Here is a 21,612-nt window from a genome sequence, read left to right on the forward strand (position 1 = left end):
TAAGACGGTTGAGCCTGGCAGAGGGAGTTCCGGTGGGAACTTCCTCGGGAACTTCCTCGATCGATACCCGCCTGTCGGCGAGTTCGATTCTGTAAGGTGGAGACTAGTTTCCGCGATACAGAATTTCAACGGTTTGTTGAAGAGGTCGCCGGGACTCTACTCCTCCCCGACAGCGAAGGGAACGCCGGTGGTTGCGACCCCCGACACAGCATCGACGACAGGCGCCGACCGCGCGAGCGGCGGCGTGCAGTCCGTCGAGCGCGCCTTCCAACTCCTGGAGGCACTGGCCGACTCCGGCGGGGTGGCCACCCTCAGCGAGCTCTCCAGCAGTTCCGGCCTCCCGATGCCGACCATCCACCGACTGGTTCGTACCCTCGTCCAGCAGGGCTATGTCCGCCAGGACACCGCACGCCGCTACACCCTCGGCCCCCGGCTGATCCGCCTCGGGGAGACGGCCGGCCGCCTGCTCGGCAGCTGGGCCCGGCCGTACCTGGCCGAGCTCATGGAGGCCACCGGCGAGACCGCCAACCTGGCGGTGCTGGAGGGCGGCGAGGTGGTGTACGTCGGGCAGGTGCAGTCCCGGCGCTCGATGCGGATGTTCACCGAGGTCGGACGGCGGGTGCAGCCGCACTGCACCGGCGTCGGCAAGGCGCTGCTCGCCCAGCTCCCGGAGGACGAGGCGCGCGCGATCCTGGGCCCCAACTCGCTGCCCGCGCACACCGAGTACACCGTGACCGACCCGCAGGAGCTGATGGACCAGCTCGCCGAGGCGCGCGAGCGCGGGTACGTGGTCGACGACCAGGAGCAGGAGATCGGCGTCCGCTGCATCGCGCTCGCGGTACCGGGCGCGCCGACGCCCACCGCCCTGTCGGTATCCGGCCCGGAGGCCCGGATCCGGGCACTGGAGGAGCAGGCGGGGGCGTCCTCGCTGGTGCCGGTGATGCACCAGATCGCGACCCGACTGGGACAGGTCCTCGCTCCCTGACGCCACGTCAATCCTCATGCTGCGGCGGGAGGGTGTGGCCTGGATGCCGGCCGTCCGCAGTGTCCTCCGTTCGACGGACCGGTGGGCGGGTTGCGCCGGGTCCGGCGCCCCGGTGCCACCAGCCTGGTGCGGACGCGGCCCGCGACGGAGCGGGCGGCCGGAGGACGAGGGAGCGGTGAGCGGTGGTGGCAGGCGGGCAGGGCAGGCGCAGGCGGCTTCGGGTCGAATCCGGCGGGACGGCGTTCACGGCGGCGACGGCGGCGGGTTGCGCGGTCGCGCTGCTGGCCGCCGGGCCGTCCTGGGCGGCCCCACGTACCGCGCCCCGGCCGGAGCCGCGGATTCCGGTGGTGGGCCCGGCGGCCGTGCGGTCCGACTCCGACCTGGAGGTGGTCCGGGAGGACCCGGACGCCGCTCCGCCCGGCGGCACGACCACCGTCCGTGCCTTCGTCGCGAACCGCGGCCCGGACACCACGGCCTCGCCGTTCACCGTGATCGTCACCCTGCCCGACGGCGTGACCCCGCAGGGGCCGTACTTCCCCGCCGACTGTGCGGTGCTGCGGGGCGGGCACGAGGTGCGCTGCGTCTTCGGGGCCGGGCTGAAGCAGGGGCGCAGCGCGACCGCGCTCGTACCGGTGCGGGTCGGCCTCGACGTGCGGCTGGGCATGCTGACCGGCGGGTCGGTCGAGGTGCGCAGCCCGGACGACCGGGACAGGAGCAACAACCGGCAGCCGTTCGACCTGAACGTGGTCGAGACGGCTGCCGGTTCCTGAGAGCGGCTGGTCTGCGGGCGGGCGTGTCGGACACGCCCCGGGCGGTCAGCGGTGGACGCGCACGCTGTGGAGCGGCTTCACCCCTGGCCGCGGCCCGCACGCCGGCGCGCACGGGCCGGGCACTGACCTGATTCCCCCGCTCCCGTCCGCTGTCGTGCTCGGCTGCCCGCCGGCGGGTGGACAGGACTCGGCATCCCGGCGACGGGGTCCGCGGGGGCGGACGACCCGTTGCAGGCTGGGCAGTCCGCGCGTGGACGGACAACTCGATCGGGCCGGTTGTCGCGCAGGTCACAGTGGTGTCGATCAACGACCCTGGGTGGCCGCCGAATTGATCAGTCCCGGCGCCGGCCCAGGGGCCGGTCGCGCAGCGTGAGCGGCGCGACGGTGGCGGACCGCACCGTGGCGCGGGCCGCCCGAGTCCGCCCGGTCGGATAAATTGGAACCCTGGCATTTTCCGCGGTGCACAAGTGCGCCGAGTCCCGGTGTGCCCGGTCCGTACGGCCCGTCCCACGCTCCCGAGAAGAGGTTCCGCCCCACCATGACCGCGTCCCTGCCCGCCTTCGCCGGCCGTACCTACGTCTTCCGGGTCGACAACGGCGCGGCCTTCCGCAACACCTACTCGGCCGACGGCGCACGGCTGCGCTGGGAGGGCCTCGGCGAGTCGGCGGGCCAGTGGGAGGACGTGCGGCTGCACGTCGCCGAGATCGCTCCGGGGATCTACTTCGTCAGCTGGACGGAGCAGAGCGGGATCACCGTCAGCCACGTGATGGACCTCAACGCGCTGACCGTGCGGGCCTTCTGGACCTTCGAGGGCGAGGGCGGCCGGGTCGGCCAACTGCACACCGGGACCCTGGAGCGGGTGGCCTGAGCCGCGTGGCGACGCACTGAACCCGGGGGGCCGTGGCCGGTCCCCGGGGTTCGGTGCGCTCTCGTCAGACGGTCCGGCCCGGCTGGTCCGGCACCTTGAGGTGCTGGGACAGCCACTCCAGCGAGGAGGGCAGCAGTGCGCTCCAGGTCTCGAAGTTGTGGCCGCCGTTCTCGAGCATGCTGTACGAGACCTTCATCGGGCTGTGCACCGCGTCGATGAACGCCTCGGTGTCCTGCTTGTAGTTGCCGTCGCCCTTCTTGGTGCCGGCCAGCAGGAGCGAGATGTTCGGCTGCGGCAGGTTCTTCAGCCGCCACATCAGGTTGGCCTCGTTGCGGCGCTGCTTGCTGCCGCCGAAGAGGTCACCGGTGGTCGGGTCGTCGGCGGCCTCGTAGTACCCGGACAGCGAGACGGCGGTCGGGAAGACGTCCGGGTGGCGCATGGCCAACTTGACGGCGCAGTAGCCGCCGGTCGAGTTGCCCATGTAGGCCCAGGCCCGCGGGTCGGCCGAGACCCGGTAGCTCGCCTCGATCGCCGAGGGGACGTCCTTGGTGAAGTACGTGTCGGACTGGGCTCCGCCCGGGATGTCCTCGCACTCGGTGTCCTGCGGCAGTGCGGGCGAGGGACGCATCAGGACCATGACGGTCGGCTGCATCCGGCCCTCCTGCAGCAGCTTGAGGGCGGCACCCGGGTAGTTGAAACGGGTGATCAGGTTCTCGGCGATTCCTGGGAATCCGGTGCTGACGATCACGGCCGGGAACTGCTTCTGCGCGTACTCCGGCTGGAAGTACTGGGGCGGCAGGTAGACGTACCCCTCGGTCGACAGCCTGCTCTCCCGGCCGTCGATCCGGACCTTGCGGATCTCCCCGGACTGGCTGGGCTCGCGGCCCATCGCGCCGCCGCCCTTGACCGAGGCCTGGCCGATGGTCTCCACCATCAGGCGCCCGGAGGCGTCCGCCTTGTTGTGGATCACCACCGGGCCGGTGCTGCCGGTGCCCAGCAGGTCGTCCCAACTGCTGTAGAACGCGAAGTAGTTGTTGGCCACCAGGCCGAGTGCGGCGAGCACGGCGACCTGGGTGGCGAGCAGCGTGCCAATTCGGCCGAGCACCGCCTGCCAGCTCTTCTTGGCGAGTCTGGGCCAGAGCCAGACCGTGCCGACCATCATCACGACCGCCATCAGCACGGCCAGCGCCAGCACCTTGTGGCTCGTCAGACCCATGTCCCAGTTGCTCCCACGCCTCGAACTCCGCGTCCCCTCCGCTCAGGGACATCCGAGGAGGTCACCCCGGTTCCCCCACGGGGGCGCGAGGACCAACCCTAGCGGGAGCTGTGAGACAGCTGACCGGCGGCTGGGGGTCAGGTGAGGAGTCGCAGCCCCGCCGTGAGCTCGCGCATGCAGCGGGCGCCGAGGTCCCGCGGGGAACCCGGGCCGGCGACCGGGGCGTCGGAGCCGGCCCACTGCTCCAGGGCGACCCGGATCGCCGTCGTGGCCGCGGCGGCGGCCAGCCGGATCTCCAGCGGATCGGCGCCGTCCGGGCAGCGGGCGGCCAGCACGGACCGCAGCCGCTCCTCCGATCCGGCGTGGACGCGCTGCCAGGTGCCGTCCAGCCGCGGGTCGCGCAGCAGGCTGCGGGTCCAGTGCATGGCCTCGACGGCCTCGTCGTCGGCCGGGGTCAGCGACTCGACCGCCGAGCGTTCCAGCGCCTCGCGCAGCGGGAGGTCCGTCGGGCTCGCGGCCAGGAGGTCCACCCAGCGCTGTCCGCCCGCCGCGAGCAGCGGGGCGACGGCGTCCTCCTTGACCGAGAAGTAGCGGTAGAAGGTGCGCAGCGAGATGCCCGCGGCGGCGGCGATCTCCTCGGCGGTGGTCGCCTCGGCGCCCTGCTCGGCGAAGAGCGCGGCGGCGGTGCGGGCGATGTCCAGCCGGGTGGCGTCACGGCGGCGCTGGGTCAGGGTGGGGCGTCCGGTCACGAGGGCCAGCGTACGCAGTTCCGTGCCGCCATGGCTCCGCACGCCGAGGAGGCACGACAGGACTTTTTGGCACGACGTGCCATTCAGGCGTATTGTGCCTCTCGAGGTCGAGAGACCGCGAACGAAGGAGTACCACCATGGAGCGCTTCAGCGGACGGAACGTCCTGATCACCGGCGGCGGCTCTGGCATCGGCCAGGCGACCGTCCACCGGATCCTCGCCGAGGGCGGGACGGTCGTCGCCGTCGACGTCAACGAGGACGGCCTGAAGAGGACCCTGGACCGCGCGACCGCCGACGGCACCGCCGACCGCCTGACCGTCCAGGTGCTCGACATCGCGGACGAGGCCGCCGTCGTCACGGGCATGGCCGAGGCGGTCGCGGCGCTGGGCGGCCTGGATGTCCTGGTCAACGCGGCCGGCATCCTGCGCTCCTCGCACACCCACGAGACCACCCTGGAGTTCTGGAACGAGCTCCTGGCGGTCAACCTGACCGGCACCTTCCTGATGACCCGCGAGGCCCTCCCCGCACTGCTCGCGACCGGCCGGGGCGTGGTGGTCAACTTCAGCTCCACCTCCGCGGCCTTCGCCCACCCCTACATGGCCGCGTACGCCGCGACCAAGGGCGGCATCCAGTCCTTCACCCACGCGATCGCCTCGGAGTACTCGAAGCAGGGCCTGCGCGCGGTCTGCGTCGCGCCGGGCAGCATCGACAGCGGCATGACCAACAACCCGGGCCTGCCCGCCGACGCCGACTTCAGCCTGCTCGCCAAGCTCTCCCCCGCCCTCGGCCAGGGCTTCGCGGGCCCCGAGACGGTCGCCGGCGTGATCGCCATGCTGGCCTCCGACGACGGCGCCTTCGTCACCGGCACCGAACTCCGCATCGACGGCGGCACCCACATGTGACCCGTCCGCCGGCCCGGTCGGGCGCGGGGCCTACGCCGTCCCCTGTACGGCACAGGCCCCGCGGGTTTCTCCGGCCACCTGCGGCCCTCGTCCCGGCCGCAGGTGGCCGTGCTAGGTGACCGCGTGCGACCGGCGGGGGTCAGCCGCTCCCCCGCCGGGCGTTCACGGGGTGCACCAGTCAACGGCGAAGGCCGACGCCGGGTTGGCGAGCAGCAGTCGGTCGGGCAGCTCGGGCCCGAAGGTGCGGGACAGCCGCGGGGCGAGGTCGGTGAGCAGCCGGGCGGGGCCGCCGAGCTCACGGGCCGTACGGGTGGTGGTGTCGGCGCCGAGCAGCAGCCGGTCGGCGAGGCCCGCCTCGACCAGGTCGGCGATCACGTCGAAGGCCTGGAGGTCGGCGGGGTGACCGATCCGGGAGGGGCTGTCCAGGGCGAGGAAGACGCCCTCGGCGGCGAGACTGCGGTGCAGCGACCGGTCGGTGAAACGGGTGAGGTGGCCGAGGACGATCCGGTCGGGGCGGACCCCGTGCCGTCCGTGGAGGCTGCGCAGGACGCCGTGCGGGTCACCGTCGGGTTCAAGGTGCACGGCGATCGGGGCGCCGGTGGCGTGGTGGGCCTCGGCCGCGGCGGCCATCGTCCGGCGGGTGTGCGCGGTGAGCGGGCCGGCGTCGTCGGCGATCTTGATCAGGCCGGGTCGCACGCCCTCGGGGGCGCCGGGGAGCCCGGCGGTGAGCTCGGTGACGAAGCGTTCGGCGAGGTCTGCGTACGGGGCCTGGAGGTCGGGGATCGGGAGGTCCGGGCCGGGGAAGCGGCCCGGGGCGTAGTGGGCGGTCTGGTGCGCACCGGTGGCGGCGACGATGTGGACGCCGGTCGTGCGGGACAGCTCGGCGAGGGCGTCCGCACCACGGCCCATGCCCCACGGCGTCCACTGGACGAGGGTGCGGCCGCCGACGGTGGCGTAGGCACGCAGCACGTCCTCGGCGGCTGCCGGGTCGTCCAGCTCCTGGCCGGGGAAGCGGGGGCTGCGGATGAACAGGTGGTCGTGGGAGTCGGTGACGCCCAGCTGGGCGGGGTCGATGTCGCCCAGGACGGTCCGGACGGTCGGGGCGGCCGGGGCGGCGGTCATGCGCGGGCCTCCGCCGGGGTGGCGGACGCCGATGTGACGGACGCCGAGGTGTCGGGCGCTGGGGTGTCGGACTCGGGAGTGCCGGCGGCGGGGGCCTTGGTCGTCGGGGCCTCGGCCGCCGTGAAGGTGGAGGCGGCGACCCGCAGGCCGGCCAGGGCCTTGGGGACGCCGACGTACGGGGCGAGATGGACGATCACCTCTGTGATCTCCTCCCGCGTCATGCCGATCCGCAGGCTGTTGCGGACGTGGTCGGCGAGCTGCGGCTCGACGCCGCCGAGGGCGGCGAGGGCGGCGAGGTTGGCGATCTGGCGGTCGCGCAGGGCCAGACCGGGGCGCTGGTAGGTGCCACCGAACAGGCTGGTGACGATCCAGTCGGCGAAGCCGGGAGCGAGTCCGTCCAGGCCGCCGAGGGTGGCGACGGCGACCGGGCCGGCGAGCTCGGCGAGCAGGGCGTACCCGGCTTCGCGGTCGAGCGGTGCGGGCGTGAGGTCGGCGGGGGTCATCGGCTCGGGGGGCGTGGTCTCAGGGGGCGTGGTCTCAGGGGTCGTGGTCTCAGGGGTCGTGGGATCGGGGGTCGTGGGATCGGGGGTCGTGGGATCGGGGGTCACGGTTGCGGAGGTCACGGCGGCGGGGCCTTTCACCAGTGGCGGCCGGCCGGCAGCCGGTCGAGTTCGGGGCGGGACAGGTGCAGCACCTGGTAGCGGGTGCCAGGCGCGTCCTCGGGAGCCGGGCCGTGCCAGAGGGCGAGGGTGAGCAGTTCCCAGCGGCTGGGGTCTACGGCGACGGCGGCGGTGTGCAGGGCGGACTGCCCGGGGCGGGCGGGAAGCTCGGTGAAGGCGGCGAACTGGGCGAGTTCGGCGACGGCCTGTTCGAGGGCCTCGGCCGGGTCCGCGGTTTCCGGGAGCCGTACGGTCGTGCGGGTGGCGGTCGTCGGGGCGTCGGTGCGGGTGCCCTCGACCAGGCCCGCACCGAGCCAGTGGTGGACGGCGGGGCGGCCGAAGTCGGCGCTCAGTCCGCGGAAGCCCGGGCCCCAGAGGAAGCCGTTCATGCCCTCGGCGGTGCGCCAGAGGTAGAACGGCGCGTACTGGTTGACCGGCGAACCGCCCTGCCCGCGCTCGCGGACCAGGTACGCCTTGAGACCGAGCCCGGGGTGGGCGTCGAGCAGGTGGCCCTTGTCGGCCACGCGCTTGCGGATGATGCCCATGTCGTAGTCGGCGGGCAGGGTGATCTCGTACTGCATGGCGTGCACGGCGGGGCTCCTGGGCTCGGACGGCTGGCGGCGTGGGCGGCCGGAGGCGGCGGGCCCGCCCGAGGGGGGCGGGCGGCCGGAGGGGGTCGTGTGCGGTGGACGTCGCCCGTCAGGCCTGCCGGCGCCGTGTGGCGAGCAGGCCGAGGGCGCCGCGGACGGCCTGTTCGAACGGCGCGGCACTGTCCGCGGCGCGGGCCAGGACGTAGCCGCCCTGGACGACGGCGACCACGGCGGCGGCGGTGTCCGCCGGGTCGAGGCCGGGGGCGAACTCGCCGTGGGCCTGGCCCTCGGCGACCAGTTCGGCGATCCGGCCGCGCAGCCAGTCGAAGGTCTCCTCGACCGGGGCGCGCAGCTGCGGGTCGGCGACCACGTCCGGGTCCTGGGCCATCCGGCCGATCCGGCAGCCGCGCAGCACCTCGCGGTCGCGGTTCAGGTAGGCGGCGATCCGGTCGTACGCGGTGCCGGGGGCGGCGAGGTCGGCCTCGGCGGTACCCCGCATCTGCTCGGCGCTGCGGCGCAGGGCGGCGGCGGCGAGGTCGGGCTTGCCGTTGAAGTGGTGGTACATGCTGCCCTGGCCGACGCCGGAGAGCTGCTGGATGGCTTTGGGGCTGGTGCCGACGTAGCCGCGCTCCCAGAGGAGGGCCTGAGTGCTCTCGATGAGGCGGTCCTGGGTGGTCATGTGGACCACTGTACATACCAGTAGGTACAGAAGGGAAGGGGTTCCCCGAATCCTGGATGGGACTGCGCCGGAGGATCGAGGGCCGTGCGCCGCCCCCCGGCGGCCACGGCCCCTCGACCGTTCGTCATCCCCCGCGCCGGCGTTGGGCATTCCGTCACGGCCGGTGGCGCGCGTCACGTCACGTACGGTGGCGGGCATCACGCCGGGCAGGGGGTGCGCGGCGCGTTGCGCGGGCGGGCGGCCGGGGGACGTTCGCGCCGGACCGCCGGGGCGGCATCACGCAGGGCTTGATCAGGCCGGACCTGCTGGCAAGATGTCCGCCATGAGCTACCTCGCCGCGGATGACCGCTATGCCTCGATGACCTACCGGAAGGCCGGCCGCAGTGGCGTGCAGCTGCCCGCCGTCTCGCTGGGGCTCTGGCACAACTTCGGTGACTCCCAACCGCTCGACGTGCAACGGGCGGTGCTGCGCCGGGCCTTCGACCGCGGCGTCACCCACTTCGACCTGGCGAACAACTACGGTCCGCCGTACGGCAGCGCGGAGCGCAACTTCGGCTACCTCTTCGCGCAGGACTTCCGGCCGTACCGCGACGAGCTCTTCATCGCGACCAAGGCCGGCTGGGACATGTGGCCCGGCCCGTACGGCAACGGCAGCAGCCGCAAGTACCTGCTGGCCAGCCTGGACCAGTCGCTCGGCCGGATGGGGCTGGACTACGTCGACGTCTTCTACTCGCACCGCTACGACCCGGACACCCCGATCGAGGAGACGATGGGGGCGTTGGACAGCGCGGTGCGCTCGGGCAAGGCGCTGTACGCGGCGATCTCCAACTACCCGGCGGAGCAGCACCGGGAGGCGGCGGCGATCCTGCGCGAGCTGGGGACGCCGGCACTGATGAACCAGTCGGCGTACTCGATCCTCGACCGGCACGTGGAGGAGGCCGGCGTGCTGGACGCGGTGGGCGACACCCAGACCAGCCTGATCGCCTATTCTCCGCTCGCGCAGGGGCTGCTGACCGACCGTTACCTTTCCGGGCAGGTGCCCGCCGGGTCGCGGATGTCGGTCGGGAGGTTCCTGACCGAGGAGGTGCTGACCGGGCCGAAACTTGAGCAGCTGCGGGCGCTGAACAAGGTCGCCGAGAGGCGCGGGCAGAGCCTGGCCCAGCTGGCGCTGTGCTGGGTGCTGAGGGACCCTCGGGTGGTCTCGGTGATCATCGGGGCGAGCAGCGTGGCCCAGCTGGACCAGAACCTCGACGCGCTGGCCGGCGGGCCGCTGACGGAGGAGGAGCTGGCGGAGATCGACCGGCTGAGCGCGTGAGAGCGGCCACCGACGCATGACAGATGACAGCTGATGAAATCCGTCAGCTGTCATCTGTTATCTGTCAGCCGTCACCTGTCGTTCCGGCCGATCCCTTCGATCAGTGGACCGGCGTGTACTTGTACCCGACCCGGCGCACCGTCACGATCGAGTCGCGGTAGGTCGGTCCGAGCTTGCGGCGCAGCCGGGCGACGTGCACGTCGACCGTGCGGCCGTCGCCGACGTGGCCGTAGCCCCAGACCGCCGAGACCAGGTGGTCCCGGGTGTGCACCCGCTGCGGGTGCTCGGTGAGGTGGGCCAGCAGTTCGAACTCCAGGTACGTGAGGTCGAGCAGCCGCCCGTCGACGTAGGCGTTCCGCCGCTCGGCGTCGACGGCGATGCCGCGTCCGGCCGGACGGACCGGCCGCACGGCGCCCGCTGCGCCGGCCCCGGGCAGGCCGCCCGGTGCCGGCGTCGGGTTCTCGGCCGGCACCAGCACCAGGTAGCCGACCATCGGGTGGCCCGCGGGCCCGCCGGCCTGGGCACCGTACTGGGCGAGCAGTCCCTGCGGCAGCGCACCCTGGGGCAGGGCGGCGACCACGGTCGCTCCCTCCGGCAGTGCGGCGAGCAGCGAGGCGGGCGCCGGCGGTACGACCGCACCGGGCTGCGGCCCGGCGGACGGGACCGCCCCCGGACGGCTCGGCCCGACGACCGGGGAGCCGGACGGGCCGGGAACGGTCGGGGCGGTGGAGGGGATCGCGGAGAGGGAGGGAACGGACCGGACCGCGCGCAGGTGCGGGGTGGTCGCGGTGGGCAGGGGCAGGGTGGCCGTGGAGGAGGAAGACATGGTGTGCCGCTCATTTCGCGCGTGACGGACGGGGTGGAGTCGTCTGCGCGTCGACCGGGCGTACTGCCGGAGCTGGACCGGGTGGGTCGGGTTCAGCGGGCGGAGGGCCGGGACGCGCTGGGCGAGCCCGGACACGTCTGGTCGAACAGGTGCGGCTGCCGGGACGGCCAGAACGGCTCGAGGTCGTGGCGACCCCGTCGGCAGTCCGTGCCGGGACCGGTCCGACCGGTGGGGCTGCTGGGGCGGACGATGTTCACTGGTGGTTTCTCCGCGGGGCGGGGCCGGTTGGGAAGGCCCGGGGCCGGTTGGGAAGGCGCGGGCGCACCTGACGGGTGATCCGCTGCGGCCCGGTCGACGGGTTCGATGGTGCGTCGGACGGCGGCCGGGTGTGGGCCGGAGGTGCCGGGGACGTACCGGGTCGGGGCGAAGCCGGTCAGCGACAACAGGCGCTGCAGATCAGCGCGTGGTCGATGTAGCGGCGGACGGTGAGCACCGGCATGACGGGACCGGGCACGGAGGCGATGCGTCGCTGGTCGACGGTCATCCCTGCTGCCCTCCCCCTTCGTCCTGCCTCGTTCGGCGTCGTGCTGCGTCGTTCTGACGGCCCTCCCGGCGGCACGGCCGGGACGGCTTCCGTCCACAGAGCCTTCCACGCCCGAGGCTGTCTAGGCAACCTTCCGGACGTCGAACGTCCGGCATATGGACGGCCGAATGAGACGCCGTATATGCGGATGGCCTCTGACCAGCGGCGATCCCACGGCCCCTCAGGCCAGCGCCTCGATCTGCGCTCAAGCCTCCGCTCGGTCCTGCACCCCGCTCTGGGCTCGGGCCTGCGTTCAGGCCCGTCGGCGGAGCGCGGCGGCGTGCTCGACCAGCGTCACCAGCAACTCCTTCCCGTCCTCCCGCAGCCGCGCGTCGCACAGCACCACCGGGATCCCCGGGTCGAGGTCCAACGCGTCCCGGACCTCTTCCGGGGCGAAGCGCTCGGTGCCCTCGAAGCAGTTGACCGCGACCAGGAACGGGATGCCGCGCTGCTCGAAGAAGTCCACCGAGGGGAAGCAGTCGGCCAGTCGCCGGGTGTCGGCGAGCACCACGGCACCGAGCGCGCCGCGCGCCAACTCGTCCCAGATGAACCAGAACCGGTCCTGCCCGGGCGTCCCGAACAGGTAGAGCGCGAGGCCGGGCCGCAGGTCGATCCGGCCGAAGTCCATGGCCACCGTGGTGGTGCGCTTGGTCTCCACGCCCGAGGTGTCGTCCACCGGGCGCCCCAGCTCGCTGAGCTCCTCCTCGGTGCGCAGCGGCCGGATCTCACTGACCGAGCCGACCAGGGTGGTCTTGCCCGCGCCGAACCCACCCGCCACCAGGATCTTCACCGCGACGCCCGGCCCGCCCCGCCAGCGCGGGTCGTTGGCGCTCCCGGCCGGGTTCGGTCCGGCACTGCCCGGAGCGTGACCGGACGTGCTCGGCGGGGTGTGGTCAGAGCGCACGGAGTCCATTGATCACGTCTCGCAGCAGGCGCTCGTCCGGCAGCTCGGCGAGCGGAACGGGTCGGGTGACGCTGATCAGGTCGGCGTCGTAGAGGTCGCCGAGCAGGACCCGCACCACGCTGACCGGCAGGTCGGTGTAGGAGCCGAGTTCGGCGACGGACAGCGGCTCGTGACGGCACCAGGCCAGTAGGGTCTGGTGCTCCGGGTCGAGGACGTGCGCGGGCACGGCCCCCGCGTCCGGCCCGGGGTCCTTGGCGGTGACCAGCGAGATCAGGTCGAACAGGCCCTCCTCGACCGGCCGGGTGCGGCCCCGGGTCATCGAGTAGAGCCGCACCACCGGGCCGGCCTCGTCGTCGAACCACCGGTCGTCGGCCGGGGTGCGCGGACGGAACAGGTCGACCTCTGGTCCGTCCGGGGACTCCGGCCCCGGCACCTGCTCCGCGCCGGCGGGCCCGGCCGGTGTCGTCGAGCCCTCCGGTGCCGCCGGGCCGCCCGGCCCGCCCGCCTTCGGATCCGCCATCGGACCGCTCAGCCCCTCGGCGCGGCGGTTTCGGTGCGCGGCTCGGCGGCCATGTGCTCGCCGACCCGCTTGACCAGCAGGGCCATCTCGTAGGCGATCTGGCCGATGTCCGCCTCGGCCTCGCTCAGCACGGCCAGACAGGAGCCGTCGCCGGCGGCCGTGATGAACAGGAACGCCTCGTCCAGCTCCACCATCGTCTGCCGGACGCCGCCGACCTTGAAGTGCCCGCCGGCGCCCTTGGCCAGGCTGTGGAACCCGGCCGCGACGGCGGCGAGGTGCTCGGCGTCCTCCCGGTCGAGGTCGCGCGAGGCACCGGTGGCCAGCCCGTCGCTGGAGAGGATCACCGCGTGCCGCAGGGCCGCGACGCGGCCCACCAGGTCGTCCAGGAGCCAGTTGAGGTCCCCCGACGGCTGCGTCGAAGTGGTCATGAATCAGTTCCTTCCGCTGGAGCGGGTGATGCGGGCACTGCGGGTGTTGCGGATACCGCGGGTCCTGCGGGTTGTCCGGGTCCTGCGGGTGGTGCGGGCACTGCCGGTACTTCCGGTGTTACGGGTGCTGAGGGTGTCACTTGAGGTACGGGCGGGGCGCCCGCAGGGTTCCGCCGCACCGGCTGGCCCGGCTGGATCCGGCGGACGAGCGGCGCTCGGTCGGCGTCCTCGGGGTCGGGCCCGGGGAGCGCCGCCGGAGCCGGCGCCGGGCTGATCGCCCGCCGGGACGGGTCCGGGGGCTGCCAGGCCGGTACGGCCGTGGGGCGGGTGCCGGGCGCTGGGCGGCTGCTGGGCGCGGCCGGACGGTTCGCTGCGGCCGGGGCGTCGCCGCCGGTGGCCCGGCCCGGAACGGTGCCGTCCTGGGTCCTGGCGGGGGCGGTGGTCCCACGTCCACGGGTGAAGCCGCGCTGGAACGAGGCGAAGGTGGCCCGGGCCTCCTCCGGCGAGCGTTCCCGGGCGTCCCGGGCGTCCGGTGCCTCGACGGCCCGCGCGCCCGACCCGGCTGCGCGGTCCACGGCCCCGGTCTCCCCGCGGAGCCGCTCCTTCGCCTGCTCCTTGAGCTGCGGTGCCAGGTTCGCCTGCCGGACCCGCCGGGGCAGGCCGCCCGGCGTCCGGGGCGCCGCCGTGTTCACCGGGGTGGTGTCCACTGAGCCGTCCTCCCGGGCGGCGTCCAGGGCAACGGCGTCCGCGGCAGCGGCAGCGGCGCCCAGGGAAGCGCGGTCCACCGGCGCGGCTTCCAGTTGCCCGTGGAGCGCCGCGGCCTCCGCCGCCTCCCGCCGGTGCCGCCCGGTTCCCGACGCGCCCTCGGCGTCCGTCCCCGGCGCGGGTACCAGGACCGGGCCGCCCTTGGTCCGCGCCGCCCGGCGCGGCAGCCCGTTGGCCGTACGCCCCTCCTCGGGCACGGACGGCCGTGGACCGCCGCTGCCCCGGTGCCGCCCGGCCGGACTCTCCGCCGCTTCCGAGGCTGAGGAGGGAACCGGGTCCGGCCCTGCAGGGGTGCCCACAGCCGCGCCCGCGCCCGGGGCCGGGTCCGGCACCGCGACCAGGTCGCGCCGCCCCGTCGTGCGACCGGCCGTCCGTCCCGCCGGGCGGCGGCCACCGGCCCCGGCGGAGGGCGGCTCCGGCAGGCCGTCCGGCGCTTCCGCCAGCAGCTCGCGCGGGATCAGCACCACGGCCGTCGTTCCGCCGTACGGGGAGGGCCGGACATGGACCCGGATTCCGTGCCGCCGGGCGAGCCGACTGACCACGAAGAGCCCGAGCCGGTCGGTGTCGGCGAGGTCGAACTCCTGCTCCACGGCCAGACGTTCGTTGATCTCGGCGAGGAGCTGCTCGCCCAGGCCGAGCCCGCGGTCGTCGATCTCCAGCGCGAAGCCGTGCGCCACCACCTCCCCCTGGACGGTCACTTGGGTGCTGGGCGGAGAGAACACCGCGGCGTTCTCGACGAGTTCGGCGATCAGGTGGGTCACGTCGGCGACGGCGCTGCCGAGCAGGCCGGTGCCGGGGAACGGCCGGACGGTCACCCGGGCGTAGTCCTCGACCTCGCCGACCGCCGCTCGGACCACGTCCACCATCCGGACCGGCTTGCGCCAGGCACGTCCGGGCGAGCCGCCGGCCAGGATGATCAGGCCCTCGGCGTGGCGGCGCATGCGGGTGGTGAGGTGGTCGACCTTGAAGAGGTCCGCCAGCTCCGCCGGGTCCTCGGTGCGGCGCTCCATGGTGTCGAGCAGGGTGAGCTGGCGGTGCAACAGCACCTGGCTGCGCCGGGCCAGGTTGACGAAGACGGCCGAGACGCCGCGGCGCAGTTCGGCCTGCTCGACGGCGGCCTCGACGGCGGCCCGCTGGACGGCGTTGATGGCCTGGCCGACCTGCCCGATCTCGGCCTGTCCGAAGTGCAGTTCGGGCGCCTCGGCGGCCACGTCCACCGCTTCGCCGCGGCGCAGCCGCAGCATGACGGCGGGCAGCCGGGTGGTCGCGAGTTCGTTGGCCGCGTTGCGCAGGTTGATCAGCTCGCGGGCCAGGCCACGACCGATCCGGAACGAGATCAGCACCGACAGCACGACGGCGACCAGGCCGATGGCACCGGCGATGCCGCCGCGCCACAGTGCCGCGATCGCGGCGGAGCGGCCGCGGTCGTCCAGTCCGGCGGCAATCCGGGAGTTGATGGAGGAGAGGTCACCGAGGGAGCGGTCGGCGGTCTGCCGCCAGTTGTCGGCGTTGAGCGCCTGGACCACCCGCTCGGGGCCGCCGGCGCCGACGAAGTCCGCCTCGGCGCGGGCCAGCGCGGCCCAGGCCTCGCCGCCGCGCAGGGCGATGTAGTCGGCCTGGTCCGCGGGCTCGAGCTCGGCGATGTAGACGGTGTACAGCGCCTGCTGGTCGTGCAGGGCGTCCAGCGCGGTCTGGTACTGCTCGGGGGTGGGCCTGGTCGCGCCGGTGCGCAGGCCCTCCATCGCCGCGTCCTCCTGGGAGAGGTACTCGCGGGCGCGCACCAGCTCGATCAGGATGGTGCCCTGACGCGGGAGTTGGCCGCTCTGCCGGGCGACGTAGGCGGACCGGAAGCCGAACACCGGCCGGACCAGGTCGCTGTACTGCCCGAGCGCGAACTCCCAGTTGAGCGCCAGACGGCCGACCTGGGCCCGGAGCGGGCCGATCTGGTCGGCGGCGGCGATGATCTGCACCAGGCGGGCCCGCTGGGCGGTGGAGAGCCGGTCGCCCGCGGCATCCTTCTTCTGCCGCAGCACGGCGAGGCTGCGGTCGGTGGCGGCGGTGGCGCGGGCGAAGGCGTCCCGGGCGACCGGCGAGTTCGGGTCGGCCAGGTGCTGGACGGCGGCGCGGCGCTCGTTCTGCAGGTCGCCCGCGTACTGGTCCACGGCCGTTCCGTAGTCCTTGTACGTACGGCTGATCGCCAGCTGGTTCCAGGCGTCCCCGGTGGCGGCGAGCGTCGCGTACACCCACAGGGCGATGAGCGCGACGATGGGCACCAGGAGCAGCGCGATGATCTTCGCGCGGATCGAGCTGCTGCGCAGACGCATGGAGTCCTCGGTCGGGAAGTGCCAGGCGCGGACGGGGAGCGGTACGGAGGGGTTCCGGGGTGCTGGGGTGCTGGGGGGCGGGTTCGGCGGGACTTTGGGGAGGCCTGGGGGAGGAGGCTGGGGAAGCCTCCCGGCCACAGGTCTGCGAGACTCTACTACGCCCTGACCACACGTTCGAGGGTCGAACCATTCCGCTTCCCACCTTGCCCCGAACACGTCAGACACCGATCGCGGTCCCGCCCGCGCCGCGGGCGCACGACCGGCGCATCACGGGCGCACCTTCGCCGCACCGCCGGCTCACCGTCCACCGCCGGGCCGCGACGCCGCTGGAGAGTCTCCCCGATTCCTCCGCAGTTACGACACCGTTCCCGCGGACCGGTGCCGATCTCGTCGCGCCACCGTCACAACCCTGGGCAGTGACAGGCCGATCCGATAGTTTCGCTCCACCCGCACGACCGGGCGCCGCCGTCCCGGCACCCGTGCGCCGGGACCGGCAGACAGCGCCGCGAGACGCGAACTGGGGAGGACCGTGCGCGAGTTCACCACCCCCGCCCCGGCCGGCCCCGAGGCCACCGGAGGACTCGCCGACTCCCTGTACGACACCGCCGAACGCACCCCCGACCTGGTCCAACTGTCCCGACGGACCGGCGACGGAGGCTGGCAGGACGTCACCGCGCGGGAGTTCCGGGACGAGGTCATCGCCCTCGCCAAGGGCCTGCTGACCCACGGCGTGCGCTACGGCGACCGGGTCGCGCTGATGTCCCGCACCCGCTACGAATGGACCCTGTTCGACTACGCACTCTGGTCGATCGGCGCGATCACCGTCCCGGTCTACCCCACCGCCGCGCCCGAGCAGGTGCGCTGGATCCTCGCCGAAACCCAGGCGGTGGCCTGCCTGGTCGAGGACGAGGACGCCGCGATGACCGTCGGCGCGGTCTGCGACGCGCTGCCCGACCTGACCGGGATCTGGCAGCTCGACCGCGACTGCGTCACCGCGATCACCGAGGACGGCCGGGACGTCCCCGACGCGCTGGTACACCGCCAGCGACTCGGCGTCGCGGCCCCCAACATCGCCACCGTGGTCTACACCTCCGGCACCACCGGACGCCCCAAGGGCTGCCTGATCACCCACGGCAACCTTGCCGCCGAGGCCGACTCGCTGCTGGCCGGCTGGGGCGAGGTGCTCCGCGACACCGGCGGCGGCCAGCCCGCCACCCTGCTGTTCCTGCCGCTGGCGCACGTCTACGGGCGGGCCGTCCAGATCGCGGCCGTCCGCGGCGGCTTCCGGATCGGCCACATCCCCGAGGTCTCCACCGACGCCCTGCTTCCCGCACTGGAGAGCTTCCGGCCGAGCTTCCTGCACGCCGTCCCGTACGTCTTCGAGAAGATCTTCCAGCGGGCCAGACGCGCCGCCGAGGAGGCCGGGCGCGGCGAACTCTTCGAGCAGGCCCGGCAGGTGGCCGTCGACTGGGCCGCCGCCCGGGAGCAGAAGACCTTCGGCCGGGGCCCCGGCCCGGGTGCGGCGCTACGGCTGCGCCACCTCGCCTACGAGCGGACCGTCTACCCCAGGCTGCGCGCCGTGCTCGGCGGCCGGGTGCGCACGGTGATGTGCGGGGGTTCCGGGCTGCGGCGGGAGCTGGGACTGTTCTTCACCGGCGCCGGGCTCCAGCTGTACGAGGGCTACGGCCTCACCGAGACCACCGCGGCGATCACCGCGAACCCGGCCGGACGGCAGAAGCTGGGCACAGTCGGGCAGCCGGTGCCGGGCGCCTCGGTGGCGATCGCCGACGACGGCGAGGTGTGGGTGCGCGGCGGCTCGGTCTTCGACGGCTACCTCAACCACCCGCAGTGCACGGCCGAATCACTGGTCGAGGGCTGGTTCGGGACGGGCGACCTGGGCCGGCTGGACGAGGACGGCTACCTCACCATCACCGGCCGCAAGAAGGACCTGATCGTCACCAGCAGCGGGAAGAACCTCGCCCCGGCGGCACTCGAGGAACGGGTCGAGGCACATCCGCTGGTCTCCCAGTGCCTGGTGGTGGGCGACGACCGCCCGTACGTGGCGGCGCTGATCACGCTCGACCCGGCCGCGCTGGCGCACTGGCTGAAGAGCCACGGACGGGAGCAGCTGGACGCCTGGGCGGTGCTCGCGGACGAACAGTTGCACGTCGAGATCCAGCGCGCGGTGGCGGCGGCGAACACCGCCGTCTCGCGGGCCGAGTCGATCCGCGCCTTCCGGCTGCTGCCAAGGGAGTTCAGCCTGGAGCAGGGGCTGCTGACTCCCTCGCTCAAGCTTCGGCGAGCGGCGATCGCGGAGCACTACTCGACGGACATCGAGGAGCTCTACCTCTCCTGATCGATCCTGGATCGGCTTGCGGCGCACATTTTCTGACGTCACGTCTTATTGCTTCCGGCGCTCAGTCGTTCATCGCCCGGTTCACCTGCCGTTCCCTTGACGGGTCGATTGGTCCAGTCCATTGTTGCTCTTCGGTCCGCGTGCGGCGCACCGACACCACCCGCTCCCGCCCCTCCGGGAGCGCCCCGGTTCCACGGCCCAGATTCCCGTTCACGCCCTCCCCACGGGCGTGCCCCCACCCGCTGGAGTCCTCACGTGTCGATGTCCACGCGCCTGTGTGCGCTGGCCGCTTCCGTCGCGCTGCTCACCGCCCTCGCCGTCCCGGCGGCCGCCGCCGACCCGGGAGCTGCGGCCGGTTCGGGCGCCCCGACCGTCAACCTCGCCACCAACCCCGGGTTCGAGCTGCCCTCCCCCAACCTCGCCGACTGGGGCAGCGTCCCCGGCTGGAACTGCACGGGCGGTCCGGCCGAGGCGGCCGTCACCACCACGGCCGCCCACTCCGGCACCTCGGCGCTGACCGTCACCCCGGCGAACGCCGACTCCACCGGCGAGTGCGCGCAGACCGTCGACGTCCAGCCCGACACCACTTACACCGCCTCCGCCTGGGTGCGCGGCAACTTCGTCCACCTGGGCGCCACCGGCACCGGTCACGACGTCGCCCCCGCCTGGACCGCAACCACGTCCGGCGGGTGGCAGCAACTGACCACCCGCTTCACCACCGGCCCGAACGCCCGTAGCATCCGGCTGTACGTGCACGGCTGGTACCAGCAGGGCCCGTTCTCGGTGGACGACGTACGGGTGGACGGCCCGGCACCCGCACCCGCGGTCGCGGCGGGCTCCATCCCGACGACCGACAAGGTCGTCTTCTTCACCGTGGACGACGGCTGGCAGCGCACCCCCGAGGCGGAACGGTTCATCGCCGACCACCACCTGCCGATCACCGCCTTCCCACTGCCCATGCCGGCCGGCACCGACCCGGACTTCTTCAAGCGGGTCACCGCCGTGCCCGGCTCCTCCGTCCAGGACCACAGCGTCTCGCACTCCGACCTCAGCAAGCTCCCGCTGGAGCAGCAGCAGGTCGAGATCTGCGACGCGCGCGACACGATGACCCGCCTGTTCGGCACCGCACCCGTGGTGTTCCGCCCGCCGTTCTTCACCTGGAACACCGACACCCTGCAGGCCGCCGCCAACTGCGGCATCCGCACGGTGCTGACCGCGGACGCGGACTTCAGCTGGGGCGCCTCCAACATCTGGCACCCGGGGCTGCTCCAGCCCGGTGACGTGGTCCTGATGCACTGGACCGACACCCTCGCCGCCGACCTGCCCCGCGCCCTCGCGGCCGCCGAGGCCGCGGGACTCAAGCCGGCCGGGCTGGTGGACTACCTGCACTGACGGGCAGCCGGGCTGGCGGGCCGTCATCTGTCATCTCTTCGCGCCGGCTTCCGGCGGGCCGGGATCGCTCCCGTGCTCCGGACGGTGCTGTCACCACTCGCCGCGGTGGCCGATCACCCGGAAGCTGCCCACGACGCCATCGCAATCGAAGGCGCCACCGAAATCGGACTCGTCCTCATCGAAGTGGCGGGCCGCCACGCCGTTGGTGGAGCTGTGGGGGCCCACGACGGCGACCGGACCACCGTGGTCGCAGTTGAAGCCGCGGAAGACCTCGATGGTCTTCCAGCTGTCGTTGAAAACGTTGAAACTGGTAGCACCCAGGCCGCTGGCCGTGGTGATGCAGCCCTCGGTGTGGGCGGAGAACGTTCGTTCGTTGAAGAAGATCCTCCCCTCCTTGTGGCGGTGGCCGCGCTCGCCGCCCTCGTGGCCGCGTCCACCGTGTTCGCCCTCACCGTGTTCGCCGCCCTCGTGGCCGCGTCCACCGCCCTCGCCGCGGTCGCCGCCCTCACCGTGTTCGCCGCCCTCGTGGCCGCGTCCACCGCCCTCGCCGCGTCCACCGCCCTCGCCGCGTTCGCCGCCCTCGTGGCCGCGTCCACCGCCCTCGCCGTGTCCACCGCCCTCGCCGCCCTCGTGGCCGCGGTTTTCGTTCTTCTCTCCGCCTGCGTTGCTGCCGCCAGAGGCGATCGCCTTCTCTCCGCCCGCGTTGCCGCCGCCAGAGGCGACCGCCTTCTCTCCGCCCGCGTTGCCGCCGCCAGGGGCGGCCGCGGCCGGGGCGGCTGGTTGGGCTGGCGGGGCCGCAGGCTGGGCTGCCGGCTGGACGGGCGGCGGCGCTGGGGTGGTTCCGGAAGACGAGGCGTACGTGATGCCGGTGGCCGCAAGGACCGTCGTGCCTATTCCGGCAGCGGTCAAAGTTAGTGCGCGCGTGAACATGTCACTTCTCTCTGTCGCAAGGACGCCGACCAGGCGTCCGATCTGCGATGAACGTAATGAGAGCTCTTGTGGCTGGCATTTCGGACATGTCCAAGGTGTGACGCCATGGGGCCAGCCAGGTGGAATTGCGGCACGCATCGCATACCGATCAAAGATCTGAGGCCTGGTGGATCACGACCCCTCGGGGGGCGACGCGCGGTCCTGAGTGGAGGTCAGCGCACCGCGATCCGTCCCGGACGAGCGCTCGACAGCCCAGCGCCTCCGCCGGATCGGGACCAGGACGGCGATCGGGGTGAGGGCGATCGCCCGGGTGGGTGCACCACGACCCGACTGATCATCCGCCGAGGCTTCGGCTTCCACTCCGCAGACGCGGTCATCGCCCTGGTCGTGCTCACCCTCGCCCCCGCCCCGCCCTCCCGGGGCGCCAACCCACAACGGCCTGACCCACACATCAAGCAGGAGAGCCTGTCTTCCGACGTCTCTTCGCCGCCACCCGCCCGCCGGTGATCTTGTTCGTTGACAGGGCGTCCGTGGCATGGCTCTAATGGGGGCGTGCAGCGCGGCGTCGGCCACTGAGCAGTGGGCCGGCCGACAGCCGAGCCAGCACCTGATGTGCAAGGGGACGATGCGCGATGAGTACTTTCTCCGCTGCCCTGATCTGACCCAGGCGGCCACTGCGGTGTCCGCCGAGTTGTTTGCGCGCGCCGCGTGTGGCCGCTGATCCTCGAG

At 73.2% G+C, this 21,612-nt stretch carries 19 protein-coding genes; 7 read left to right on the forward strand and 12 right to left on the reverse strand.

What is annotated here, in order from left to right:
- Window positions 1-187: 187 nt before the first annotated feature.
- From BOQ63_RS12880 to BOQ63_RS12890, 3 genes are all read left to right on the forward strand, one after another.
- Window positions 188-985, forward strand: coding sequence for an IclR family transcriptional regulator (locus BOQ63_RS12880; protein ID WP_063736401.1), 798 nt, complete (start codon window positions 188-190; stop codon window positions 983-985).
- A 185-nt stretch (window positions 986-1,170) separates the two neighbouring features.
- Window positions 1,171-1,755, forward strand: coding sequence for a hypothetical protein (locus BOQ63_RS12885; RefSeq protein WP_191898841.1), 585 nt, complete (start codon window positions 1,171-1,173; stop codon window positions 1,753-1,755).
- 538 nt (window positions 1,756-2,293) lie between these two features.
- Window positions 2,294-2,623, forward strand: a complete 330-nt coding sequence (locus tag BOQ63_RS12890; RefSeq protein ID WP_046386777.1) for a MoaF-related domain-containing protein — start codon at window positions 2,294-2,296, stop codon at window positions 2,621-2,623.
- A gap of 64 nt (window positions 2,624-2,687) precedes the next feature.
- Here the strand turns inward: BOQ63_RS12890 and BOQ63_RS12895 are convergent, their stop codons facing one another.
- Together BOQ63_RS12895 and BOQ63_RS12900 are read right to left on the reverse strand one after the other, a co-directional pair.
- Entirely contained in the window at window positions 2,688-3,839 is a 1,152-nt protein-coding gene (locus tag BOQ63_RS12895) for an alpha/beta hydrolase (protein ID WP_030282999.1), read from the reverse strand.
- 137 nt (window positions 3,840-3,976) lie between these two features.
- Window positions 3,977-4,588, reverse strand: a complete 612-nt coding sequence (locus BOQ63_RS12900; RefSeq protein WP_078656801.1) for a TetR family transcriptional regulator — start codon at window positions 4,586-4,588, stop codon at window positions 3,977-3,979.
- A 137-nt stretch (window positions 4,589-4,725) separates the two neighbouring features.
- Here BOQ63_RS12900 and BOQ63_RS12905 point away from each other — a divergent pair, with 137 nt between their 5' ends.
- Window positions 4,726-5,490, forward strand: coding sequence for an SDR family NAD(P)-dependent oxidoreductase (locus BOQ63_RS12905; protein WP_030283003.1), 765 nt, complete (start codon window positions 4,726-4,728; stop codon window positions 5,488-5,490).
- A 162-nt stretch (window positions 5,491-5,652) separates the two neighbouring features.
- Here the strand turns inward: BOQ63_RS12905 and BOQ63_RS12910 are convergent, their stop codons facing one another.
- From BOQ63_RS12910 to BOQ63_RS12925, 4 genes are all read right to left on the reverse strand, one after another.
- Window positions 5,653-6,612, reverse strand: coding sequence for a phosphotriesterase family protein (locus BOQ63_RS12910; protein WP_072654274.1), 960 nt, complete (start codon window positions 6,610-6,612; stop codon window positions 5,653-5,655).
- Window positions 6,609-7,235 (reverse strand): carboxymuconolactone decarboxylase family protein, encoded by a 627-nt coding sequence (locus BOQ63_RS12915; RefSeq protein WP_499504051.1) that lies wholly within the window; start codon window positions 7,233-7,235, stop codon window positions 6,609-6,611. The genes BOQ63_RS12910 and BOQ63_RS12915 overlap by 4 nt, the downstream gene beginning before the upstream one ends.
- 14 nt (window positions 7,236-7,249) lie before the next feature.
- Entirely contained in the window at window positions 7,250-7,861 is a 612-nt protein-coding gene (locus BOQ63_RS12920; RefSeq protein ID WP_072654275.1) for a DUF4865 family protein, read from the reverse strand.
- A gap of 109 nt (window positions 7,862-7,970) precedes the next feature.
- Window positions 7,971-8,540, reverse strand: coding sequence for a TetR/AcrR family transcriptional regulator (locus BOQ63_RS12925; RefSeq protein WP_030552199.1), 570 nt, complete (start codon window positions 8,538-8,540; stop codon window positions 7,971-7,973).
- A gap of 322 nt (window positions 8,541-8,862) precedes the next feature.
- Here BOQ63_RS12925 and BOQ63_RS12930 point away from each other — a divergent pair, with 322 nt between their 5' ends.
- A complete protein-coding gene (locus tag BOQ63_RS12930) occupies window positions 8,863-9,855 on the forward strand; it encodes an aldo/keto reductase (RefSeq protein ID WP_030283014.1) in 993 nt (330 codons plus the stop codon).
- A gap of 100 nt (window positions 9,856-9,955) precedes the next feature.
- Here the strand turns inward: BOQ63_RS12930 and BOQ63_RS12935 are convergent, their stop codons facing one another.
- The 5 genes from BOQ63_RS12935 to BOQ63_RS12955 all read right to left on the reverse strand — a co-directional run bounded on the left by BOQ63_RS12935 (window position 9,956) and on the right by BOQ63_RS12955 (window position 16,205).
- Entirely contained in the window at window positions 9,956-10,681 is a 726-nt protein-coding gene (locus BOQ63_RS12935) for a winged helix-turn-helix domain-containing protein (RefSeq protein WP_037829279.1), read from the reverse strand.
- Between the two features lie 836 nt (window positions 10,682-11,517).
- Entirely contained in the window at window positions 11,518-12,054 is a 537-nt protein-coding gene (locus BOQ63_RS12940; RefSeq protein WP_030283018.1) for a GTP-binding protein, read from the reverse strand.
- A 103-nt stretch (window positions 12,055-12,157) separates the two neighbouring features.
- The gene (locus tag BOQ63_RS12945) at window positions 12,158-12,487 is read right to left on the reverse strand and encodes a DUF742 domain-containing protein (RefSeq protein ID WP_232543114.1); all 330 of its coding nucleotides are present in this window, start codon (window positions 12,485-12,487) and stop codon (window positions 12,158-12,160) included.
- Window positions 12,488-12,696: 209 nt separating this feature from the next.
- Window positions 12,697-13,116 carry a roadblock/LC7 domain-containing protein gene (locus BOQ63_RS12950; RefSeq protein WP_030283024.1) on the reverse strand — a complete coding sequence of 140 codons (420 nt, stop codon included), beginning with the start codon at window positions 13,114-13,116 and terminating at the stop codon, window positions 12,697-12,699.
- A complete protein-coding gene (locus BOQ63_RS12955) occupies window positions 13,113-16,205 on the reverse strand; it encodes a sensor histidine kinase (RefSeq protein WP_150475854.1) in 3,093 nt (1,030 codons plus the stop codon). The genes BOQ63_RS12950 and BOQ63_RS12955 overlap by 4 nt, the downstream gene beginning before the upstream one ends.
- A 529-nt stretch (window positions 16,206-16,734) precedes the next feature.
- On the opposite strand from BOQ63_RS12955, the gene BOQ63_RS12960 reads away from it, so the two are divergent.
- On the forward strand, window positions 16,735-18,561 hold the full coding sequence (locus BOQ63_RS12960; protein WP_030283028.1) for an AMP-dependent synthetase/ligase: 1,827 nt from the start codon (window positions 16,735-16,737) through the stop codon (window positions 18,559-18,561).
- A 261-nt stretch (window positions 18,562-18,822) separates the two neighbouring features.
- On the forward strand, window positions 18,823-19,953 hold the full coding sequence (locus BOQ63_RS12965; RefSeq protein ID WP_143174714.1) for a polysaccharide deacetylase family protein: 1,131 nt from the start codon (window positions 18,823-18,825) through the stop codon (window positions 19,951-19,953).
- A 90-nt stretch (window positions 19,954-20,043) separates the two neighbouring features.
- Here BOQ63_RS12965 and BOQ63_RS12970 read toward each other — a convergent pair whose 3' ends face one another.
- Window positions 20,044-20,883, reverse strand: coding sequence for a hypothetical protein (locus tag BOQ63_RS12970; protein WP_150475855.1), 840 nt, complete (start codon window positions 20,881-20,883; stop codon window positions 20,044-20,046).
- Window positions 20,884-21,612 lie beyond the last annotated feature (729 nt).

Source organism: Streptomyces viridifaciens (assembly GCF_001888885.2).
GTDB lineage: Bacteria > Actinomycetota > Actinomycetes > Streptomycetales > Streptomycetaceae > Kitasatospora > Kitasatospora aureofaciens.

Excerpts from the sequence above, each read along its gene's own strand:
- BOQ63_RS12925 (WP_030552199.1), bottom strand. The coding sequence starts at position 8,540 with ATGACCACCCAGGACCGCCTCATCGAGAGCACTCAGGCCCTCCTCTGG.
- BOQ63_RS12965 (WP_143174714.1), top strand. The coding sequence starts at position 18,823 with ATGTCCACGCGCCTGTGTGCGCTGGCCGCTTCCGTCGCGCTGCTCACC.
- BOQ63_RS12910 (WP_072654274.1), bottom strand. The coding sequence starts at position 6,612 with ATGACCGCCGCCCCGGCCGCCCCGACCGTCCGGACCGTCCTGGGCGAC.
- BOQ63_RS12895 (WP_030282999.1), bottom strand. The coding sequence starts at position 3,839 with ATGGGTCTGACGAGCCACAAGGTGCTGGCGCTGGCCGTGCTGATGGCG.
- BOQ63_RS12930 (WP_030283014.1), top strand. The coding sequence starts at position 8,863 with ATGAGCTACCTCGCCGCGGATGACCGCTATGCCTCGATGACCTACCGG.
- BOQ63_RS12955 (WP_150475854.1), bottom strand. The coding sequence starts at position 16,205 with ATGCGTCTGCGCAGCAGCTCGATCCGCGCGAAGATCATCGCGCTGCTC.
- BOQ63_RS12945 (WP_232543114.1), bottom strand. The coding sequence starts at position 12,487 with ATGACCCGGGGCCGCACCCGGCCGGTCGAGGAGGGCCTGTTCGACCTG.
- BOQ63_RS12950 (WP_030283024.1), bottom strand. The coding sequence starts at position 13,116 with ATGACCACTTCGACGCAGCCGTCGGGGGACCTCAACTGGCTCCTGGAC.
- BOQ63_RS12890 (WP_046386777.1), top strand. The coding sequence starts at position 2,294 with ATGACCGCGTCCCTGCCCGCCTTCGCCGGCCGTACCTACGTCTTCCGG.
- BOQ63_RS12905 (WP_030283003.1), top strand. The coding sequence starts at position 4,726 with ATGGAGCGCTTCAGCGGACGGAACGTCCTGATCACCGGCGGCGGCTCT.
- BOQ63_RS12970 (WP_150475855.1), bottom strand. The coding sequence starts at position 20,883 with ATGTTCACGCGCGCACTAACTTTGACCGCTGCCGGAATAGGCACGACG.
- BOQ63_RS12935 (WP_037829279.1), bottom strand. The coding sequence starts at position 10,681 with ATGTCTTCCTCCTCCACGGCCACCCTGCCCCTGCCCACCGCGACCACC.